The sequence below is a fragment of the Romboutsia sp. Marseille-P6047 genome, assembly GCF_900604535.1.
Classification (GTDB): domain Bacteria; phylum Bacillota; class Clostridia; order Peptostreptococcales; family Peptostreptococcaceae; genus Romboutsia_E.
Map to the genome: position 1 here is coordinate 75,959 of NZ_UWOT01000009.1, position 22,442 is coordinate 98,400.

Here is a 22,442-nt window from a genome sequence, read left to right on the forward strand (position 1 = left end):
CTTAATATACATTTAATATTATGTTATTATTAAATAATAGCATAATTGTATATAATAACAATAGTAAAAGCGCTAAAATACATAGAAATTTAGGAGTGAGGATTTTGGACAAAAGATTAATTATTATAGATGGAAACTCAATAATAAACAGAGCTTTTTATGCATTGCCAGAAATGTCGAATAAGGAAGGATTGAAAACTAATGCAATTTATGGTTTTACTACAATGTTATTTAAAATAATAGATACATATAAACCTACTCATATAAGTGTAGCATTTGATAGAAAAGCACCTACATTTAGACATTTAGAATATAATGAATATAAAGCTGGAAGAAAGAAAATGCCAGACGAACTTAGAGAGCAGTTTGAACCATTAAAAGAACTTTTAGATAAGTTTAATATACATAGATTAGAATTAGATGGATACGAAGCAGATGATATAATAGGTACAGTTTCTAAATTAGGAGAAGAACACGATTATAAGGTGTATATAGTTACAGGGGATAAAGATGCAATACAGCTTGCATCAAATAAAACAACAACTTTAATTACTAAAAAAGGTGTTGGTGAGGTTGAGGAGTATGACTTTAACTCTGTTATGGAGAAGTATGAAATGACTCCAACTCAGTTTATAGATCTAAAGGGCCTTATGGGTGACAAATCAGATAATATACCAGGAGTTCCAGGTATAGGTGAAAAGACTGGAATAAAGTTAATAAAAGAGTTTTCTAGTATAGAAAACTTAGTTGAACATATAGACGATTTAAAAGGTAGTGTGAAGAAAAAAATTGAAGAGAATAAAGAATTAGCTATAATGAGTAAAAGACTGGCTACAATAATAAGAGATGTTCCAATAAACGTAAAATTAGAAGAATTAGAGTACGGAGATTATGATACAGAATCTGTAATAGAAGAATTTAAAAAGCTTGGATTTACAAGTCTTGTATCAAGGCTTTTAGATTTAGATGGTGGTAGTGAAGTAGCGAAAGAGTCACCTTTAGAATTAAAAATAGGTCCTGTTGATGATATATCATCATTAATAAAAGATATAAACGATAAGAAAGAAGTTATGATTAAAACTGTAACGAAAGTTGGGAATATACTTGAAAAAAATATAATGTATATATTCATAAGTATAGATGGTAATAACATATATTATCTAAATGAAGGACAAATATCTGATTTTAAAGAAATTCTATCTAGTAATGAAATTAAGAAGTTTGGTTATAATCTAAAAGATGATTATATAGCATTAAGACCTTATGATATAAAGCTTGAAAATATGTATTTTGATATAACAATAGCAGAATACTTAATAGATTCAGCTTCATCTACATCTTATGAATGTAGTGCAATAGCAATGAAGTATCTAACTAGAAAAGTAAAATCTAAAGAAGACTTACTAGGTAAAGGTGCTAAAGCTAAGAAATTTGAAGATTTAGATATAGAAGAAATAAAAGACTATATAGGTCAAATTATAAATGTAGTAAAACTTTCTTCAGAAAAAATGGAAAAGTATTTAAATGAAAGTGATATGGACAGCCTATTCCATGAAGTTGAGATGCCTCTAGTTGAAGTTTTAGGAGAAATGGAATTTATAGGAATAAATGTAGATAGAGATATACTTAATGAGCTTGGTACTCAATTTAAAGAAATTATAAGTAAGTTAGAATCTGAGATATATGAAATGGCAGGAGAGTCATTTAATATAAACTCACCAAAACAATTAGGCGTTATATTATTTGAAAAGCTAGGATTACCAGTAATTAAAAAAACTAAAACTGGGTATTCAACTAATGCAGAAGTTTTAGATAAATTAAGAGACAAACATGAAATAATAAATAAAATCACAGAGTATAGACAAATAGTTAAATTGAATTCTACTTATGTTGAAGGTTTACTTGGAATAATAAATCCAATAAGTAATAGAATACATTCATCATTTAATCAAACTATTACTACAACAGGAAGAATTTCTTCTACAGAACCAAATCTTCAAAATATACCAGTTAAAATGGAGATGGGAAGAAATATAAGAAAAGTATTTATAGCTGGAGAAAATTATGAGTTAGTAGATGCAGATTATTCTCAAGTAGAATTAAGAGTTTTAGCCAACATGAGTGGAGACGAAAATATGATAGATGCTTTCAAACATGGGGAAGACATACATTCAAAAACTGCATCACAAATATTTGATGTAGATATAAATGAAGTAACATCTAGACAAAGAAGTGAAGCTAAAGCTATAAACTTTGGTATAGTTTATGGAAAAAGTGATTTTGGTTTATCAGAAGATTTAAATATACCAGTAAAGCAAGCTAAAGAGTATATAAATAGTTACTTTGAAAAATACAGCAAAATAAAAGAATTTATGGATAAAACAATAGAAGATGCAACTCGTGATGGATACATAACGACGCTATTGAATAGAAGAAGATATATACCAGAGCTAAAATCAAGTAACTTTATGTTAAGAAATGCTGGAAAAAGAGCTGCAATGAATGCACCTATTCAAGGGAGTGCCGCAGATATTATAAAAATAGCAATGGTAAATGTGTATAAAAAATTAGAAGAAAAAAATCTTAAATCTAAACTTATACTTCAAGTGCACGATGAACTTATAGTAGAAACTGCAAATGATGAATTAGAAATAGTTAAGCAAATAGTAAAAGATGAAATGGAAAACGCATTTAGTATGGATGTTAATTTAGATGTAGACCTTAATGTAGGTTGCTCATGGTATGAAACTAAGTAGGTGAATGTATGTTAGTATTAGGGTTAACTGGTAATATAGGCTGTGGTAAAAGCAGCCTATCTAATATTTTTAGAGAAGATTTTAATATAGATATAATAGACGCAGATGTTATATCTAGAAATATATTTGAAGATAAATTATTGCTTAATAAAGTTTTCGAAGCATTTGGAGAATCGATAAAAAATAAAGATAATACATTAAATAGAAAAGTTTTAGGAAGTATAGTTTTTAATGATGATGAAAAGCTGATAAGGTTAAATGAAATTACCCATCCTAGAATAAGAGAAAAGATATTAGATAATATAAAATCAATAAGAGAACAAGGTAAAAAAATAGTTATTATTGATGCAGCATTACTAGTAGAATGTGGATACCTAGAATTACTAGATAAACTTCTAGTGGTATACTGTAGAGAAGATATTCAAATACAAAGAATTATAAATAGAGACTCATGTAGTAAACAAGATGCTCTTAATAGAATACGATCTCAACTTAGTCAAGAAGAGAAAATACGTTACTCAGATTATAAAATTGATAATTCTGGAACATATGAAGATTTGAGAGTAAAAGCACATAAGTTTATAAATTATGTAAAGGAGAAATGGTGTGAGTAAAAAAATATTAATTTTTATGGCTATCATCATAACCATAGTTGCATCTATAATGATAGAAAGTGATGGATTTAAAAAATTAATATATCCAAAAAAATACTCTAACTATGTAGAAAAATACTCTAAAGAATATAATATAGATGAAAACTTAGTATATAGTGTTATAAAAGTAGAAAGTAAATTTGATAAAGATGCAGTATCTCGAAAGGGAGCAAAGGGATTAATGCAAATTAGTGACATTACAAGAGATTGGGCAATTGAAGAGTTGCAACTAGGTGATATAGATATTTTTGATCCGGAAACTAATATAAGAATTGGATGTTGGTATTTAAGTAAACTTTATAAACAGTTTGGGACACTTGACTTAGTTATAGCAGCTTATAATGGTGGTTCAGGTAATGTAAGAGAGTGGCTTGGAAATGATGAATATAGTAAAGATGGAAAGCTATATAATATACCATTTCAAGAAACTTCAAATTATGTACTTAAAGTTGAAAAAAACTATGAAAAGTACAATATGTTATATGATGAGGAAGGGAAAGACTAATGAATGTGAAGAAACTGCTAGCTATATTTTTAGCTGCGTCTATGATATTAGTTGGATGTAGCTCCAACAATGAAGAGACCACTTCTAGTGACAGTAAAGAAAATACAAGTGGATTTAACTCAAAGTACATAAATCTTACAATGGTAAAACCTACTACTATAAATCCGGTTTTAAATACGGATAAATCTGTAGGGTATGTAATGAATTTAATTTATGATGGCTTATTTACAATCGATCAAGATTACAATGTAGTGCCTCAATTAGCAAAAGAGTACTCATTATCAGCAGATGGTAAAAGCATGAATATAAAATTAAAAGATGCCAAATGGCATAGTGGAAATGATGTTACATCTAGTGATGTAATGTATACTATAGGATTAATTCAAAAAAATACTACAAGTCCATATAATGCATTTACTGAAAATATAGATTCTGTGAATATAACTAATAGCAAAGAATTTACTATAAACTTTAAAGAATCATATGCATTTTCTAAGGATACATTAATATTTCCAATAGTATATAAGGATTCATTAAGTAACAAATCAGATAGTGAGATACTTGAAAATGATAATAACTTAATTGGTAATGGTCCATATAAAATAGAAAAGATGGAAGATAGAGAAGGCATGACATTAGTGGTAAATCAAGACTACTATGATGAACTTTCAGATACAATGAAGGATATACACGTTAGTATTGTACCTACAGAAGAAGAACAAGTATCAATGGTTATGGCATTAGAAAGTGATATGGCAAATATATCATTAGGAGATTTAAGTCAGTTTTATGAAGATGAATTTAATATAACTAACTATGAAGGTAGAGACTATGAATCTATTATATTTAATTATGACAATAAATATCTAAATGATAATAATTTCAGAAAAGCAATAGCATATGCTATAGATAGAAATTTAATTTTAGAGGAAGGATATATAGATAATGCAAAATTAGTAAACTTCCCACTAAACACTATGTCTAAATACTATGATAGTGAGTTAAAAGCTTTAGCATATAATAAAACTAAAGCTGAAGAGTATTTAAAGAAAATAAATCCTAATATTAGTGAAAAAACAACTGAAAAAGATTCAAATAATGTAGAACAAGCTACAACAGAAAATAATACATCTGAGAACAAAATAGAAAAAACAAATTTAACATCACAAGAATTAAAATCTTTATTATCTGATATTAATTTAAAAATAATAGTAAATAAAGATAATGAAGAAAGAACAAAAGCTGCAAGTATAGTTAGTGATAACTTATCTGATATAGGAATAAAAACAACTATTGAAGCACTGACAAGTGAAGAAATGACTACAGCTTTAAATAATAAAGATTATGATTTAGCTTTTATAGGATGGGAATTATCTAGCATTCCTGATGCAAGATCAATTATTGAAGCTAGTGGATATTCAGATGAAAAGCTAACAGCGTATATGGAATCTTTAGCAATTGCAACATCAGATTCTAAAATATCAGAAATTTACTCAGCAATTCAAAAACATATTAGGGATAAGGTTGCCTTTATAAGTTTAGTAATACGAAATGAGTATTTAGTTACTAATGAAAGGCTAGAAGGTAAGACCCAACCAAATGACTTTGATGCTTATGAAGGTATAGCGAACTTGACTATAAAAGGTAAATAATTTCAATTGTTTTACAAAAATATATTTTATTATAAAGTGAAATATGATAATATACCCCTGTAGGGTATATATGGAGGTGAAATAAATGAAAAAAAAGCTATTAATAGAAGGTATGAGCTGTGGACATTGTGTAAATCATGTTAAAACAGCTCTTACTGAGGATATTCAAGGTGTAGAAGTCTTAGAAGTTAACTTAGATGGCAAATATGCACTAGTTGATGTTAATGAAAGTGTAACTGATTCTGATTTGAAATCAGTAATAGAAGACTTAGACTTTGAACTAAAAGGAATAGAGTAATACAAATAGAGGAAGATGAGATCTAGTAAATCTCATCTTCCTCTATTTGTATTATTCCCTTAGAAGTTAAAAACTCTTCTTGAAGTTCTAATATTAATTCTATAGTATATTTAGAAATAGACTCTCCACATCCCTTGTAAATAAATTCAATCATTTCATTCATAGATATAGTTCGTTCTTCCATTATAATAACCTCCTAATATAGAATATAAAAATTATATTATATCAAAAAGTTATTAAAAACAATAAAAAAGACTTCTATTGGGGGAAAATAATAGAAGTCTAAAATGGGGGAGATTGAGTATGTTTGATTTTACATTTATATTATGTCCATACTCAATATTTATATACACTAAAATTTTAATGTATATAAATATATTATGAAAAATTCGTACTAAGGGAACTCACATTTTGAAAAAATAATGAATATAATAAAAGTAATTAAGGGGGGAGTATCATGGAATCTAGAGATTGCAAAGATAATTTAAGAAAATTGATACTTGATATGGCCCAAAAAGAACTTGAGGAACATGCATCTACAAAAGGAGCTCAAAAATACTTTGAGGGAAATGTTGATAAAGTTATAAATAATAATATACAGAAAATTGGGAAGGAAAGAAGTTCTAATTCAATTTATACTAAAGTTATAAAGCAGGGAACATATCAAGAGAATGTTGTATCAGTAGCAAAGGTTATAAAAAAAGAGGAAATATTTAAATCTAAAAATGAACTACTAAAATTCGCAAGATACTTAGGACTAAACTTAAATATGAAACAATCTTATGGACAGATATTAAAGAAAGTTTCTAGACATATATATTCAAATAGAAATCTATATTCTAAGAAGTATGTTTTATATAGAAGGGGAAATCAGGAATATATATTAGAACCTGAAAAAATAAAAAATGAACTATTTGAAAGTTATAGATCTAAGACTAGAGATGATATGAAGTCAATAGCTAGATTATTAGATTTAAATGTTAAGGATGATGAGGGAGCAGAAGATATAAGAAAAAAAGTTATAAACTATATTATTAAAGAAAAGTTAGGTAAAAAAGGGGATAAGAAGAGTTAAAGGCGCAAAGTATGCGTCTTTAATTTTTATATTCGCATATACTATAAAAGATAATAAATGAGGAGATGATAGAAATTGAAATTTAAGAAGCTAATCATAACATTTATTATACTTGGTTTCATAGCTATAACATCTATATCAGAAATGAAATATTTACAAAAATCAAAGGAAATAACAATAATAAGCTATAATATACATAGTGGACTTAATAAGGACATGTTCCCAACATTATTTGATATAATAGATTTCCTTAGAATGTCTGATGCAGATATTATATGCCTTCAAGAAGTTAATGAGTCGGCAAAAGTAGGATTTCAAGTTAGTAGTTTAAAAGAAGAACTTAAGATGTACTCTCATTTTGGAGCTAATGTAGTTAATTTAGGATCTAACTACGGATTAGTAACCTACTCTAAATATCCTATAGAATCGGAAAAGCATATATACTTAAGTAGTGATAGAGAGCAAAGAGGTTTATTACATACAGTGGTTAATGTAGAAGGTAAAAAATTAAATATAATAAATGTTCACTTAGGAGTAAAAAAAGAAGAAAGAGAAATTCAAATTAAGGAGGTGCTATCCTTTGTAGAATCACTAAATCCAGAACCATATATAATAGTAGGTGATTTTAATGAGGGAGACCTTAATTTAGATGGAACTAATTTAAAGGATGCAGCAGAGGAGACAGGAAATTCTAATATTTTAACATTTGCATCAGGATTATATAGAATTGATTATATTCTAGTGTCCGAAAATATAAAAGTATTAGATTATAATGTATTAATAAAGAATATGTCAGATCATTATCCAATAATATCCAAACTGAAAATATAAATAATATTGCAAAAAATACTTAATACATATAAAATTAAGGGAAATAATAGAAAAATTAGAGGAGGATATATATGAAATTTACTTTTTGTCACAATAATTTTAATGTACTTAACCTAGAAAAAAGTTTAGAGTTTTATGAAAAAGCATTAGGATTAAAAGAAGTTAGAAGAAAAGAAGCTGAAGATGGCAGTTTTATATTAGTTTACCTAGGTGATGGATCAACTAGTCATACATTGGAATTAACATGGTTAAGAGATTGGGATAGAGCATATAACTTAGGTGATAATGAATTCCACTTAGCTTTAAGGGTAGATGATTTTGATTCAGCATACAAGTTACACAAAGAAATGGGATGTATTTGTTTTGAGAATAAAGCAATGGGGATATATTTTATAGCAGATCCAGACAATTATTGGATAGAAATATTACCATCAAATCATTAATTAAAAATTAAAATAACATAAGAATAAACTAGCATTATTATTTTATATCATTTAAAAATGAAATTTTTTAAGTGTAAATATGCTAGTTTTTTCTTTAGGTAATTTTAGGTATAAATTAGGACGACCTTCAATATATATTATTAATAATATTATTAAGGGGGAAAAACAAATGAATAAGAGAAGACGTTACAAAGGCTTCAATAAAAGAGGCAAGACTGCAAGTATAAGAGTATTTACTTTGATTTTATGTTTGTCATTAGTTGGTGGTTATGGATATATAGAATTAAAAGACAGCAAGTTATTCAATGATGATTTTAATTTATCTAAATCTATAAGTGAAAAAATAAAAAATATATCCATATCAAATATTTTTAAGATAGGTAAAAGCAAAGAAAATGAAAAATATGTATACGATGATGTCTCTGATGAACTAAATAGCATTAATAATGATGATAAAGTGGAAGAAACTTCTTCAGAAAATGAAAATTCAAAAGTACAAGTTGCAACTATAGATGCAGTTAAGATTTATACAGTACAAGTGGCATCTATAGGTGAAAATCAAGATTTAGAATCTGTAGAAGACAAACTTAAAAATAATAAAATACCATATTCTGTAGTAGAAATTGATGGTGTAGAAAAAGTACAAACTTATTCATCATTTGATGAAAGTGTAACTAGATCTAACTTAGAAAGTGCTAGGAAAGTATATAGTGATGCATTTATATCAGAGCTAGAAGTGCCTGTACTATCATTAGAATATACAGATAAATATTCTTATATAGAAGATATATCTACAGAATTAAATAATTTAATTGTAAGCTTCAAAGATGAAGCTGAATTTTGGGAAAAATCAACAGAGAGTATAGATTTAGAGGCTTATAATAATATTTTAACAAAAAGATTAGATGTATTAGAAAAAATACAAGAGAATGCAGAAAAAATAGATTATTCTCAAATGGATACATTTAAAGAAAATCTTATAAAATATGTTAAAAATGTGAATAGTAACACAACTCAAGCATCTAAAGATGCTAAAGAAAATAATGGGTATTTAAGTCAGGGTCTACTTTTATCATCAATTCAAGAATACTATTCATTTATAAATTCCATAAAAGTTAGTTAAAGGTTGTTTTAAACAACCTTATTATTTTGTCGAAAAATGATTTTGAAAATTCAGATAAGATTTTAACAATTGTTAAGTTTCTTTTTAGGATATATTATACTTATAATATCAAGAGAAATAATTTATTTTAAGGGGGATAATATATGAAGCTCTTAACATTTAAAGGTGGAATACATCCAGAATATAATAAAGAGTATACAAAATCTAAAGAACTTCAAAAGGCAGACGATCCTAAAGTTGTATACATACCTCTTCAACAACATATTGGGGCTCCAGCAAAGGCTATTGTTGAAGTAGGAGATGAAGTTAAGCTTGGGCAAAAAATAGGAGAACAACAAGGATACGTTTCCTGTAATGTTCACTCATCTGTCTCAGGGAAAGTTTTAGCAATAAAAGAACATGATGTCCCAGGAGGAAGTGCACTATGCATAATAATAGAAAATAATTTTAAAGAAGAACTACATGAAAGTATTATACCAAAGGGAAATTTAGAAGATTTAACAAAAGAACAAATAATAGAATTTATAAAAGAAGCAGGAATAGTTGGTATGGGGGGAGCAACATTTCCAAATCACGTCAAAATATCACCACCACCAGATGCGACAATAGACACTGTTATATTAAATGGAGCAGAGTGTGAACCCTATCTTACAGCAGACCATAGATTGATGGTTGAAAATCCAGAGGATGTAGTTTACGGACTACGAGTATTAATGAAAGCTTTAAATGTTAAAAAAGGATATATTGGAATAGAAGTAAATAAACCTGATGCAATAGAAACTATAACAAATGCATCAACAAAATACAATGATATAGAAGTTGTAGGTTTAGAGGTTAAGTATCCTCAAGGCGCGGAAAAACAACTTATATATGCCTGTACAGGAAGAGAAGTGCCATCTGGAGGTCTTCCAGCAGCAGCAGGGGCTGTAGTTGATAATGTTGCAACAGCAGCTCAAATAGCTAAAACTATAAAAACCGGAATGCCTTTAGTTGAAAGAATATGCACTGTTACAGGTAGTTGCATAGAAGAACCTAAAAACTTAATAATAAAAACAGGAACTTTAGTATCTGAAATAATTAAGCAATGTGGAGGATATAAAAAAGACAAGAAGCTAGGTAAACTTATAATGGGTGGACCTATGATGGGAATAGCTCAATATACTGATGATATTGCAACAAATAAAGGATCTTCAGGAATACTTTGTTTAAGTGAGGAAGAATCTAGATTACCTAGACCTCAAAATTGTTTAAGATGTGGAAGATGTACCAATGTATGTCCTGCATTTTTACAACCACTATATATAAGTGCGTATTCATTAAATAATGATTTTGAAAAAGCTGCTAATAATAGAGCTTTAGATTGTATAGAATGTGGTTCATGTTCATTTATATGTCCAGCAAGAAGACCATTACTTCAGTCTATAAGAAATGCTAAAAAAGAAATTATAGCAATGAAGAAAAAACAATCTGTTAATAAATAGATAGGGGGAAATATTGTGGAAAAGAAATTAATAGTATCATCTTCTCCTCATGTGAGAAGTAATGAAGACACTTCTTATATAATGAAACAAGTCCTAATAGCACTTATACCAGCAGCGGTAGCTGGATTATATTTTTTTAGATTAAATGCATTAAGTGCTATGTTTTTTTGTATATTAGGATCAGTTGGATCAGAATATATATATCAAAGAATTACAAAACAAGAAAGTACTATAGGAGATTTCTCCGCAGTAGTAACAGGATTACTATTAGCATTTAATATTCCTGCTTCACTTCCATGGTGGATGTGTTTAGCAGGTGGAGTATTTGCAATAGTAGTTGTAAAAATGGTATTTGGTGGTATAGGAAATAACTTTTTAAATCCAGCATTAGCAGCAAGAGCATTTTTACTGGCATCTTTCCCAGTTGCTATGACATCATGGACCAAACCAGGAGCTATAGAATGGATAAATTCATCAAATATAGATGCAGTATCAACTGCAACACCTTTGAATTTCTTAAAAAGTGGAGTATCGGGGATTGCAGATTTAGCATCAAATAAAATTAGCTTAACAGATATGATGATTGGTAATATAGGTGGATGTATTGGTGAAACTTGTGCAATTTTAATCTTATTAGGAGGAGTCTACTTAATATATAAAGGAATAATAGATTACATAATACCTGTATTTTATATAGTTACAGTATTTATATTAACTTTATTATTATCTTGTTTTGTAGGTGGATTTAGCTTTAATTTTGCTATATATGAATTATTTGCTGGTGGTCTTATGCTTGGAGGATTTTTTATGTTGACTGATTATACAACATCACCAATGACAAGAAAAGGTCAGATTATATATGCAATTCTTGCAGGAACGATTACAACTGTAATAAGATTATTTGGAGGATATCCAGAAGGCGTATCATATTCAATATTATTAGCTAACGTAGCAACACCTCTTATAGATAAATATATATCTAATAGAGTATTTGGGGAGGTGTCTAAATAATGAACAATATTATTAAACTAGGACTTAACTTATTTGCAATATGCGCTGTTGCTGCTTTACTTTTGGGTGCGACTAATAGTATTACATCTCCAGTTATAAATCAAAGAAATATAGAAGCCAATAATCAATCTAGACAGATGGTATTACCAGATGCACAAGAGTTTTCAGAAGTTGATAGTAGTAATTATGAAAATATAGATGGAATGGTATCAGAAGTTTATGAAGGTAAGAATGAATCTGATATTGTTGGTTATACCGTAAAGGTTCTTCCTAAAGGATATGGAGGAGAAATTGAGCTTATAGTGGGTATATCTTCAGATGGTAATATTACAGGAATAAATATAGGAAATATGTCAGAAACACCAGGCCTTGGAGCTAAGGCAAAAGAGTCAGATTTTCAAGGGCAATTTACAGGTAAACCTGCATCAGATTTAACATTGGTAAAAGGGAGTGTATCTTCAGATGATGAAGTATCCGCAATATCAGGTGCAACTATTACATCTACAGCTGTAACGGATGGTGTAAACGTTGCTATAGAATTATTTAACAATTCTTTAAGTAAGTAAGGGGGAGAATAAAGATTATGGATTCAGGAAAAGTTTTAAAAAATGGACTTATTGACGAAAATCCGACCTTTGTACAAGTTATAGGTATGTGCCCAACTCTTGCAGTTACGAGTTCAGCAATAAATGGTTTAGGTATGGGATTATCAACAGCAGTAGTTTTGATATGTTCAAATATTGTTATTTCTTTAATGAGAAAATTTATTCCAGATAAAATAAGAATACCATCATTTATAGTTGTAATTGCAACATTTGTAACAATTGTTGGTTTATTATTAAAAGCATATGTTCCAACGCTTGATCAAGCTCTTGGATTATATATACCATTAATTGTTGTTAACTGTATAATATTAGCTCGTGCAGAAAGTTTTGCATCTAAGAATGGTGCACTTTTATCAGCTATTGATGGAATAGGTATGGGACTTGGGTTTACTCTAGCGCTTACAATATTGGGTGCTGTAAGAGAATTATTTGGAGCAGGAAGTTTGTTTGGATTCAACTTATTTGGTGATTCATATCAACCTGCATTATTGTTCATATTACCTCCTGGAGCATTTTTAACTTTAGGTTTTTTAATGGCTGGATTTAATAAGATTAGAAGTAAAAAGGCATAGGTAGGAGGGAGAAATATATGAATTTAATTCTTTTATTTTTAAGTATAGTACTTGTTAATAATGTTATAACATCTCAGTTCCTTGGTATATGTCCATTTTTAGGTGTTTCTAAAAAAGTTGATACAGCTGTAGGTATGGGAGCAGCAGTAACTTTTGTTTTGACTTTAGCATCAATAATTACATATTTTATACAAATGCTTTTAGTCAAAATAGGACTTGAATATTTACAAACTATAGCGTTTATATTAATAATCGCATCCATTGTTCAATTCGTAGAGATGGTAATACAAAAAATGAGTCCATCCTTATACCAAGCTTTAGGAGTATTTTTGCCCCTTATAACAACAAACTGCGCAGTTCTTGGTATAGCTATAGTTAATGTTCAAAATGGATATAATTTAATAGAAACAATTGTAAATGGGTTTGGAGCAGGAATAGGATTCACTTTGGCTATTATTTTATTTGCGGGAATAAGAGAAAGACTAGAACTTGCTGACATACCAAAGTCATTTAAGGGGTTTCCTATAACTTTAATTGCAGCAGGGCTAATGTCAATAGCTTTCTTAGGATTTACAGGTCTTATAAAGTTATAAAATGGGGGGAAAATAATGGATATATTAAAGGCAATAATACTTTTAGGTGCTATGGGATTGCTGTTTGGGGTAATTCTTGCATATGCTTCTAAAAAATTTGCAGTAGAAGTTGATGAAAGAGTAGAAAAGATACTTGAAGTTCTACCTGGAGCTAACTGTGGTGGATGTGGATTTCCAGGATGTGGAGGTCTTGCAAATGCAATAGTTAAGGGGAGTGCTCCTGTAAATGGGTGTCCAGTAGGAGGAGCAGCTGTAGGATCAAAAGTTGGAGAAATAATGGGCATTAAAGCTTCACAAGGAGAGAAAGAAGTTGCAAAGATTATTTGTAAAGGTAGTTGTGAAAGTGCAAAAGATAAATATGATTATGAGGGGATATCAGATTGTAGGGCAGCAATGTCGTTAAATTCAGGAGCTAAGTCATGTAAATTTGGATGCTTAGGTCTAGGTACCTGTAAAGATGTTTGTAAGTTTGGTGCTATAACAATAAAAGATGGAATTGCAATCATTGATGAGAATAAATGTGTAATGTGTGGTAAATGTATTGAGGTTTGTCCGAAATCTATAATAATAAAAAAGCCAGCTAAGCAAGAAGTTGTGGTTGAATGTAATAGTCAAGAGTTTGGAAAGTCTGTGAAAGAAAAATGTAGTGTAGGTTGTATGGGGTGCGGGATTTGTGCTAAGGTTTGTCCAGTAGATGCAATAGTGTTTGAAAACAAGATAGCTAAGATTAATTTTGATAAGTGTATTCAATGTAAGGTGTGTGTAGAAAAATGCCCTACTAAAGTAATAAAAGGTGATATTAGTAATAGATCTAAAGTTAGAATTAATGAGAAGGAATGTATAGGATGTACTATTTGTAAAAAACAGTGTAAATTTGATGCAATATCTGGTGAAAAAAAATCAGCTCATAAAGTTGATGAATCAAAATGTGTAGGATGTCACTTGTGTATGCAAAAATGTCCTAAAGGTGCTATTAAAACTATATAATATGGATAGAATAAAGGTGTGAAGTTATCATACCTTTATTTTTATTGAATAGATATATAAAGTACAAAAAAAGATTTACTAAATTTATGTTAAAATTTGCTTTTTAGTACTATGTAAATTTATACGCAATGACAACAAAATATAACAATTATGTAACTAAAAGGTTCGACAATAACGTTGAATTTTTTACAATATAGTGATAAACTGTATAAGTACAAATTCTAAGTACAAGAACGAGGTGAAAATATGAATATAATCTTAGCATCAGCATCTCCAAGAAGAAAAGAAATCTTAGAGAATGTAAATTTAAAATTTACAGTAATTGCAAGTGATATAGAAGAGGTTATATTAGAAAATGAACCTCCAAAAGATCTTGTTATGAGATTGGCTTTTGAAAAATGTATGGATGTTGCAATTAAAAATAAAGATGATTTAGTTATTGGTGCAGACACTATTGTAGTTTTGCAGAATAAGATTTTAGAGAAACCTAAAAATCAAGAGGATGCATACAATATGATAAAATCTTTATCTAATAAAAAACATCAAGTAATAACGGGTATTAGTTTAATAAACTTAAGTTCAGATAAAAAAGTGATAGATTATGTAGTTAGTGAAGTTACTTTTAAAGATTTATCTGATGAGTTAATAAGAGATTACATAAGCACTAATGAATCTTTAGATAAAGCAGGAGCTTATGGAATACAAGGATATGGTAGTTTATTAGTTGAAAGTATAAATGGAGATTACTTTAATATAGTAGGCTTACCAATTTCTAAAATAAGCAATCTACTAAAAGAGCATTTTGACGTAAATCTTTTCAAGTAAATGAAACTTTTATGGAGGATGATTTATCTGAAGGAATCTTTGGGTTGTTCTAGAAAACTAAAAGATATGGTATTAGAAGAGAGACCGAGAGAAAAAATGATTTTAAAAGGTGTAAAATATTTATCTAATGCTGAATTATTAGCAATATTGCTTAGAACAGGGACAAAAAATAGGAATGCTATTGAACTAGCTAACTATATAATAAATAAAGACTTACAAGGAATAAGACATTTACAAGATATAAGTATAGAAGAATTATGTGAAATTGATGGGATCGGATTATCTAAAGCTACACAGATTAAAGCTGCTTTAGAACTTGGACTGAGGGTTTCAAGTGCTAGGCCCAGTAAGTATAAAGTAAAAAATCCTTGGGACATATATAAGTATTATATGGAAAGCTTAAGGTATGAACAAAAAGAAATTTTTAAGGTAGTTCTTTTAAATACAAAAAATGAAATTATAACAGACGTAGATGTGTCTGTTGGAACTTTAAATTCATCATTGGTTCATCCAAGGGAAGTTTTTAAAGAAGCAATTAAGAGAAGTAGTAACAAAATGATTTTAATCCATAATCATCCATCAGGAAATATTGAACCTTCAAAAGAGGATAAAAGTATTACTGATAGACTTATTAGATGTGGAGATATAATAGGTATAGAAATTATTGATCATATAATAATTGGTGATGGTTTATATTATAGTTTTAAGGAAAACATGATAATTTGATTTAAGATAGTTGGAAGGAGCATTAATATGGCTAAAGAGAAGAAAGAAAAGAAAGAGAAAAAAGGATTTGGATCTTTATTCGGATTTGGAAAAATGACAAAGGATATGGGTATCGACTTAGGTACTGCAAATACGCTAGTTTATATAAAAGGTCAAGGTATAGTAGTAAGAGAGCCTTCAGTTGTTGCAATAAGAGATGATAGCAAAGAAGTTTTAGCTGTAGGCGAAGAAGCTAAAAGAATGATAGGTAGAACACCTGGAAATATAGTAGCTATAAGACCAATGAAGGATGGAGTTATAGCTGATTTTGATGTGACTCAATCAATGTTAAGTTATTTCATTCAAAAAGCAGCAGCTAAAAAAGGTGTTGTAAGTCCTAGAATAGCAATATGCGTACCATTTGGTGTTACAGATGTTGAAAAAAGAGCGATAGAAGAAGCAGCAAGACAAGCTGGAGCTAAAGATGCATATCTTATAGAAGAGCCAATGGCAGCTGCAATAGGTGCGGGTCTTAGTGTAGAAGAGCCAGAAGGTAATATGGTAGTAGATATCGGAGGAGGTACTTCTGAGATAGCAGTGATATCTTTAGGAGGTATAGTTTCAGCTGAATCAGTTAGAATCGGTGGTAATAAATTTGATGATGCTATAGTTGGATATGTTAAGAAAGAATACAACTTAATGATCGGTGAAAGAACTGCAGAAGATATAAAAATCAGTATAGGATCTACTTTTAAAGAAGATCAAGAAAGCAATATGCAAATAAGAGGTAGAGATTTAATATCTGGATTACCAAAGACTGTAGAAATATCGTCTACAGAAGTTAGAGAAGCATTAAAAGAGCCAATAAGTGCTATAGTTGATGCAATAAAATCAACTTTAGAAAAAACTCCACCAGAATTAGCATCAGACATAATGGAAAATGGAATAATGTTAACTGGAGGGGGAGCATTACTTAGAGGATTAGATAAGTTAATAAAGCAAGAAACAGGAATGCCAGTAACAATAGCAGAGGAACCACTTGACTGTGTTGCATTAGGAACTGGTAAATCAGTAGAAGATCAAGAAATATTCGAGAAAGTATTAATGATGAATACTAGAAGATAATAAAGTTGGTGATTGTCTTGAAATTTAATAATGATAAAAAGGACAAAAAAAGGGTTAATGTAAAAGTGATAGCAACGACTACAGTTGCTATCACTTTAATTGGAATTGTAGGAATATCTATTGGAAAGTATTCTGGGAATAATCCTTTTAAATTTGGTGCAGTTTTGGATGCAACATCATCTATAGAAAGTAGCCTAAATAAGGGCTTTACATTTATAACAAATAACTTTAGTGAACTTATTAACTATAAGAAAAATGCTAAAAAGCTAGAAGAGATAGAAGTTGAAAATGAAAAATTAAAACAAGAAATAGTAGAATTAAATAATACGCTAAGTAAAGGTCAATCATTAGAAAGTCTTAAAAAGGCTTTAAATTTTATTCCTGAAAATTATAAAGCAAATATGATATCGGCTAGTGTTGTAAGTAAAAACGATGGTAATTGGTATACTAGTTTTGTGATTGGGGCAGGAAGTAAGGATGGTGTAAAAAAAGATAGTTTAGTTGTCAATGGAAGTGGATTAGTTGGAGTTGTGTATGAGGTTTCAGAGAATTATAGTAAGGCAATTTCACTTTTAGATACTAAATCATCAGTAAGTTTTAAATTATTAAAGAATTCTGACTTTAAAGGTATTTTAACTCAGGGAGCAAATATTAGTGATGGAGAACGTTACAAAGAAAATGGATATCTTCAAGGGTATATGTTTGACTCATCATATGATGTTTTACCTGGGGATACTTTAGTTACGTCAGGGTTAGGTCTGTATCCAGAAGGTATAATAATTGGTAAGGTAGATAAGGTAATAGATGATAAGAATCAATCCTTAAAGTATGTAGTTGTAAAGCCATACGTAGATTTTAAAAATATTGATGATGTTATAATTATAGAACCAAGAGATAAAACGGATATAGGATAAAGGGGATAATAAATTATGAAGAGATTTTTACTTTGTCTTATAGGTATACTCCTTGTAATAATTGAGGGAAGTGTTACAAATTATATAGACCTATGTGGTGTTGGTATTAACCTTGTATTAATATATTGTACGATAATTTCTTTATATTTAAATGATCTTGAAGCTGGTATAATAGGAACTATAATAGGTCTTATAAAAGACATATCTATAGGTAGTATTTTTGGTGTTAATGCTTTAATTCTATTTACAGTATGTTATGGAATTAGCACTTTAAGAAATAAAATTTATAAAGAAAGTTTTGTTACAATAGCGACTTTAGTAATTGTCACGAGTATATTTGACTCTATGGTAAACATTACTGCTACTACCTTGGTACATAATAGTTATGGAATATTAACTATGGTACTGAAAGGTATAGTAATTATACCACTAATAAATAGTATATTAAGCTTTATAATTTATAGTATTTTTAAAAAAAGTATATTAAAGCTTAAAGAAGAGTAGTTGGTGATTGAATGGACGATAAAAAAGTAAATGATAGGTTTGTTATTATTAGAAATCTAATATTAGTAGTTTTTGCAGTTATACTGATAAAATTAGTATATATGGCTGTATTTAAATATGATTATTATATTGAGCAAGCTGAGAATAAGACGTATAAAGAAATTCCTATAAAAGCTGCTAGAGGTGATATAAAAGATAGGTATGGTAGGGTTTTAGCTACAACGAAAAATCAATTTACAGTTCAAGTTTCTGCAGATGGAATAAGTAAAACAGATTCAAAAAAGAATAGTAAATCTAATGAGATATCCTTAAAGTTAATAAACTTATTAGAATCAAATGGAGAAAGTTATACAGACGATTTCCCTATATATATAGAAAATGGTAAATATTATTATACATATGATAAAGAAATAAGAGAATATAAAGATTCTAAAGGAATTCCTCAAGATTTAAATGCAAAAGAGAGTTTTTATTATTTAGTAGATAAATTAATAGATGAGGGTGTTTTATCTAATGAAGATAAAAGGCTAGAAGCGTCAAAATTACAAGCTAAATTAAACAAAAATGGAGAGTATCCACCAATTTTAGTAAGTAAATGGATGTTTACAGCAGAGAAAAATAAAAATGACTGGTTAGCATCATTTAAGATAACTGATTCAAATATAAGTGCAAAAGAAGCTTTTAATAAAATTAAAGATTATTATAGTGATGATACAACTCTACCTTTAAATAAAAATATGAGTGATGAAGATGCTAGAAAAGTTCTTGTTGTTAGAAATTTATTAAAATCACAAGGATATTCTAGATATAATCCAGTTACTATAGCACAAGGTGTAAGTGAATCGACTATATCTCAAATTGAGGAGAAGCTTATGGAAATGCCTGGAGTATCTGTAAATAGTCAGCCTGTAAGATACTACCCAAGTGGAACCCTTGCATCTCATATACTGGGTTATATAGGGAAAATACCGTCTACGAGTGAGTCTACATATTTAGAAAATGGATACTCAAAAAGTGATTTAGTAGGGCTTTCAGGCATAGAAAAAAGTTATGAAGATCAATTAAGAGGAACTGATGGATATAAAAAAGTTCAAGTTGATGCTTTAGGTAAGATAACTAAGGAAATAGAGGTATCAGAACCTGAATCAGGAGATACTGTTTATTTAAGTATAGATAAAGATTTACAAGAAGTTGCTCAAGATTCCTTAACTAGAACATTAGAGTTTGCTAGAAAGGGAGGTACATTTGAGAGTATATATGGAAATAAATCGGGTGGTGGAACAGCACCTAATGCACAATCTGGAGCTGTTATTGCTATAGATGTTAAGACTGGAGATGTATTAGCGTCAGTTAGTTATCCATCATATGATCCAAATATGTTTACTAAGGGTAGTGTATCTTATGATGAATATCAAACGTTACTACCTGAAAATAGCAATGACTCTTTAGCTCCTAGTAAACTATTAAACTTAGTTACACAAGGGGTATTCCAACCTGGATCCACATTTAAAATGATAACTGGTATGGCAGCACTTGAAAATGGTTTAAATCCTAATTATACTATAAATGACCCTGGGTATATAAAGCTTGGAAATAGATATTTTGCTGACTATGTATGGCATAAATCTAAAAGTAATCATGGGGCTACAAATTTATATAAGGCGATACAAGAATCATGTAATATTTACTTCTATACAATAGGTAGTGGTAAAAACTGGAGTGGTGGGTCTGACCCAAATGTAGATATGGGACCAGAAAAAATATTAGAATATGCTAACTTATTTGGACTAAGTGAAAAGACAGGATTAATAGATGAAATAGAAGAAAGAAACGGTACAGTTCCTACAACTGAACAAAAGCTTGAATCTACTAAGACATTATTAAAATCTTATTTAAATAAAAATATGGCTAATGATTTTACTGATATAACAAAGGAAAAAAATCCAGATGAATTTGAAAGTAGAATTGATGAAATTGTAAGTTGGGCAGATGAAGAAAAGACTCCTGGAAGAGTTGAAGCTATAAATAGATTATTAGAATTAAAAGTAAAAGAAGATAGAGCAGAGGACTTAGCTGACCACATAGTTTTTGATTATCTAAATCAAGCTAAATGGACAACAGCGGACACATTTAACCTTGCGATAGGTCAAGGTGAGAATGCATATACTCCAGCTCAAATGGCTAGATATGTAGCAGCTATAGCAAACGGAGGAAATTTATTAGAATTATCTGTAGTTAAAAAGACAATATCTAGTGATTATAAAGATGTAGTTGAAGACACAAATGAATCAACAAAAATAAATTTCAAAAACAGTGATAATCTAAAAGATTTAGTTCAAGGTATGAAGCAAATGACAACTTTGAGTAGTGCAAGAACTACATTTGCAGGTTTAGATGTAGAAGTAGCGGCTAAAACTGGTACAGCTGAAAAAAGTGGTAAAATTCCAACTGCTAATGAATATGAATATTTATTAAGTCATATGGGATCTTATGGTGTTTCAGAAACAGAAGCGGTAGCTCTTGCTAATAAACTAATGGAAGAAAGAGAAGCAGAGCTTACAGCAGAGAGAATAGAAGAAATAAATGAGCAGTTAAAAGATAAAGAGTTAGATGAAGATGAAAGAAAATCACTAGAAGATGAACTAGCTGAAGGTGTAAATGAGAAGTTAGAAGATTCAGATAAAGTAAAATCGGCTTACTTAAGAAAAGCTATAAAAGAACTAAATCCTAAAATAAGTGATGATACTATAGATCAATTTAAATCAGATTATGGTGCTTTTGCATGGACTGTAGCATTTGCTCCTGCTGATAATCCTGAAATAGCTGTAGTATCTATGATACCTCAAGGTAATGAAAGTTCATATGCATTATTACCTGTAAGAGAGGTAATAGGTGCTTATATGGGATTAAATAACAAAAAGAATACAACTGCTGGTGAAAAAACAAGTAATACTGAAGATAATAGTGTTGTTAATGGCGAAGAAGATATAAATTTTGGATCACAAATCAAAAATTAAAAGGATTTAATGGAGTTTGTGAAGAATATAGATAAAGATGATATCACTCTGGAGGTTGTTATGTCTTTGAGAAAATTTACTCCGAAAGAATTAGTTGAATTCAAAGGAAATAAAAGAGGGATAATTTTAAATATTAAGAAAGTAGTTTCTTTTGATGAATTAAGAAATGGTATAATAGATAGGCTTGAAACCTCAGTAGGTTTTTTTAATGGAGCAAAAATTTGTGCCATTAATTGTGATTACTTAAGTGATATTCAAATACTAGAGCTCAAGCATGATATTGTTTCTAGATTTGATATTGAATTTATAGAAGAAGCTGATGAAGTTAAAAACAACAGTTTCGAGACTAAATATGTAAATAACTTAAGATCTGGTGAAAATGTTGATTTTGATGGCGATGTAGTTGTAATGAGAGATATGAAGCCAGGCTCACAAATTAATTCAAAAGGAAATACGGTTGTCATGGGGGACATAAGTTCTGGAGCTAGGGTTGTTTCTGGCGGCAATGTTATTGTGATGGGAAGTGTTACTGGATTTGTACATGCAGGAGCATTTGGAAATGAAAATGCTTATGTGGTGGCAAATCATTTGAATCCTAAAGTACTTCAAATTGCTAATAATATGGCAGAGGCGCCGGATGATGAAGTTTATGAAAAAAAGAAAAAAATTAGCCCGGAAATTGCCTTTGTAAGTAAAGGTAGGATAATAATTGAAGATTATTTATCCAAAACATTAAAATAATGATGAAATCCATAGGGGGTAATATT

At 29.3% G+C, this 22,442-nt stretch carries 23 protein-coding genes; 22 read left to right on the top strand and 1 reads right to left on the bottom strand.

All coding sequences use genetic code 11. The features are described from left to right. Positions 1–104 precede the first annotated feature (104 nt). From polA to EIH23_RS10565, 5 genes are all read left to right on the top strand, one after another. On the top strand, positions 105–2,756 hold the full coding sequence (polA, locus tag EIH23_RS10545; RefSeq protein WP_122640253.1) for a DNA polymerase I: 2,652 nt from the start codon (positions 105–107) through the stop codon (positions 2,754–2,756). 8 nt (positions 2,757–2,764) lie between these two features. After that, the gene (coaE, locus tag EIH23_RS10550) at positions 2,765–3,370 is read left to right on the top strand and encodes a dephospho-CoA kinase (RefSeq protein WP_122640254.1); all 606 of its coding nucleotides are present in this window, start codon (positions 2,765–2,767) and stop codon (positions 3,368–3,370) included. A 16-nt stretch (positions 3,371–3,386) separates the two neighbouring features. Then, positions 3,387–3,914 (top strand): lytic transglycosylase domain-containing protein, encoded by a 528-nt coding sequence (locus tag EIH23_RS10555; RefSeq protein WP_122640312.1) that lies wholly within the window; start codon positions 3,387–3,389, stop codon positions 3,912–3,914. After that, entirely contained in the window at positions 3,914–5,566 is a 1,653-nt protein-coding gene (locus EIH23_RS10560) for an ABC transporter substrate-binding protein (protein WP_122640255.1), read from the top strand. The genes EIH23_RS10555 and EIH23_RS10560 overlap by 1 nt, the downstream gene beginning before the upstream one ends. Before the next feature lie 85 nt (positions 5,567–5,651). Next, positions 5,652–5,864 (top strand): heavy-metal-associated domain-containing protein, encoded by a 213-nt coding sequence (locus EIH23_RS10565; protein ID WP_122640256.1) that lies wholly within the window; start codon positions 5,652–5,654, stop codon positions 5,862–5,864. 22 nt (positions 5,865–5,886) lie between these two features. Here EIH23_RS10565 and EIH23_RS16360 read toward each other — a convergent pair whose 3' ends face one another. Next, positions 5,887–6,048 (bottom strand): hypothetical protein, encoded by a 162-nt coding sequence (locus EIH23_RS16360; protein WP_164489051.1) that lies wholly within the window; start codon positions 6,046–6,048, stop codon positions 5,887–5,889. Positions 6,049–6,321: 273 nt separating this feature from the next. Here EIH23_RS16360 and EIH23_RS10570 point away from each other — a divergent pair, with 273 nt between their 5' ends. The 17 genes from EIH23_RS10570 to EIH23_RS10650 all read left to right on the top strand — a co-directional run bounded on the left by EIH23_RS10570 (position 6,322) and on the right by EIH23_RS10650 (position 22,416). Next, positions 6,322–6,939, top strand: a complete 618-nt coding sequence (locus tag EIH23_RS10570; RefSeq protein WP_122640257.1) for a hypothetical protein — start codon at positions 6,322–6,324, stop codon at positions 6,937–6,939. 75 nt (positions 6,940–7,014) lie between these two features. Continuing rightward, positions 7,015–7,770 carry an endonuclease/exonuclease/phosphatase family protein gene (locus EIH23_RS10575; RefSeq protein WP_243113392.1) on the top strand — a complete coding sequence of 252 codons (756 nt, stop codon included), beginning with the start codon at positions 7,015–7,017 and terminating at the stop codon, positions 7,768–7,770. Positions 7,771–7,841: 71 nt separating this feature from the next. Further along, positions 7,842–8,213 carry a VOC family protein gene (locus tag EIH23_RS10580; RefSeq protein ID WP_122640258.1) on the top strand — a complete coding sequence of 124 codons (372 nt, stop codon included), beginning with the start codon at positions 7,842–7,844 and terminating at the stop codon, positions 8,211–8,213. A 169-nt stretch (positions 8,214–8,382) separates the two neighbouring features. After that, positions 8,383–9,336, top strand: coding sequence for a hypothetical protein (locus tag EIH23_RS10585; protein ID WP_122640259.1), 954 nt, complete (start codon positions 8,383–8,385; stop codon positions 9,334–9,336). A 143-nt stretch (positions 9,337–9,479) separates the two neighbouring features. Further along, a complete protein-coding gene (rsxC, locus tag EIH23_RS10590; protein ID WP_122640260.1) occupies positions 9,480–10,817 on the top strand; it encodes an electron transport complex subunit RsxC in 1,338 nt (445 codons plus the stop codon). 15 nt (positions 10,818–10,832) lie between these two features. After that, on the top strand, positions 10,833–11,828 hold the full coding sequence (locus EIH23_RS10595) for an RnfABCDGE type electron transport complex subunit D (protein WP_122640261.1): 996 nt from the start codon (positions 10,833–10,835) through the stop codon (positions 11,826–11,828). Next, positions 11,828–12,394, top strand: coding sequence for an RnfABCDGE type electron transport complex subunit G (locus EIH23_RS10600; protein WP_122640262.1), 567 nt, complete (start codon positions 11,828–11,830; stop codon positions 12,392–12,394). The genes EIH23_RS10595 and EIH23_RS10600 overlap by 1 nt, the downstream gene beginning before the upstream one ends. Positions 12,395–12,411: 17 nt before the next feature. Then, entirely contained in the window at positions 12,412–13,005 is a 594-nt protein-coding gene (gene rsxE, locus EIH23_RS10605) for an electron transport complex subunit RsxE (RefSeq protein ID WP_122640263.1), read from the top strand. 17 nt (positions 13,006–13,022) lie between these two features. Then, complete coding sequence (gene rsxA / locus EIH23_RS10610; RefSeq protein WP_122640264.1) at positions 13,023–13,598, top strand: electron transport complex subunit RsxA; 576 nt, start codon at positions 13,023–13,025, stop codon at positions 13,596–13,598. Positions 13,599–13,613: 15 nt separating this feature from the next. After that, positions 13,614–14,585 carry an RnfABCDGE type electron transport complex subunit B gene (locus EIH23_RS10615; RefSeq protein ID WP_122640265.1) on the top strand — a complete coding sequence of 324 codons (972 nt, stop codon included), beginning with the start codon at positions 13,614–13,616 and terminating at the stop codon, positions 14,583–14,585. 246 nt (positions 14,586–14,831) lie between these two features. Next, on the top strand, positions 14,832–15,410 hold the full coding sequence (locus EIH23_RS10620) for a Maf family protein (RefSeq protein ID WP_122640266.1): 579 nt from the start codon (positions 14,832–14,834) through the stop codon (positions 15,408–15,410). Between the two features lie 18 nt (positions 15,411–15,428). Beyond that, positions 15,429–16,136, top strand: a complete 708-nt coding sequence (gene radC, locus EIH23_RS10625; RefSeq protein ID WP_122640267.1) for a RadC family protein — start codon at positions 15,429–15,431, stop codon at positions 16,134–16,136. A gap of 27 nt (positions 16,137–16,163) precedes the next feature. Next, positions 16,164–17,240, top strand: coding sequence for a rod shape-determining protein (locus EIH23_RS10630; protein WP_122640268.1), 1,077 nt, complete (start codon positions 16,164–16,166; stop codon positions 17,238–17,240). A gap of 8 nt (positions 17,241–17,248) precedes the next feature. Next, complete coding sequence (mreC, locus tag EIH23_RS10635) at positions 17,249–18,154, top strand: rod shape-determining protein MreC (protein ID WP_243113393.1); 906 nt, start codon at positions 17,249–17,251, stop codon at positions 18,152–18,154. 15 nt (positions 18,155–18,169) lie between these two features. After that, positions 18,170–18,658, top strand: coding sequence for a rod shape-determining protein MreD (gene mreD / locus EIH23_RS10640; RefSeq protein WP_122640270.1), 489 nt, complete (start codon positions 18,170–18,172; stop codon positions 18,656–18,658). Positions 18,659–18,669: 11 nt separating this feature from the next. Beyond that, entirely contained in the window at positions 18,670–21,675 is a 3,006-nt protein-coding gene (locus EIH23_RS10645) for a penicillin-binding transpeptidase domain-containing protein (protein WP_122640271.1), read from the top strand. 60 nt (positions 21,676–21,735) lie between these two features. Beyond that, positions 21,736–22,416 (top strand): septum site-determining protein MinC, encoded by a 681-nt coding sequence (locus EIH23_RS10650; protein ID WP_122640272.1) that lies wholly within the window; start codon positions 21,736–21,738, stop codon positions 22,414–22,416. Positions 22,417–22,442 lie beyond the last annotated feature (26 nt).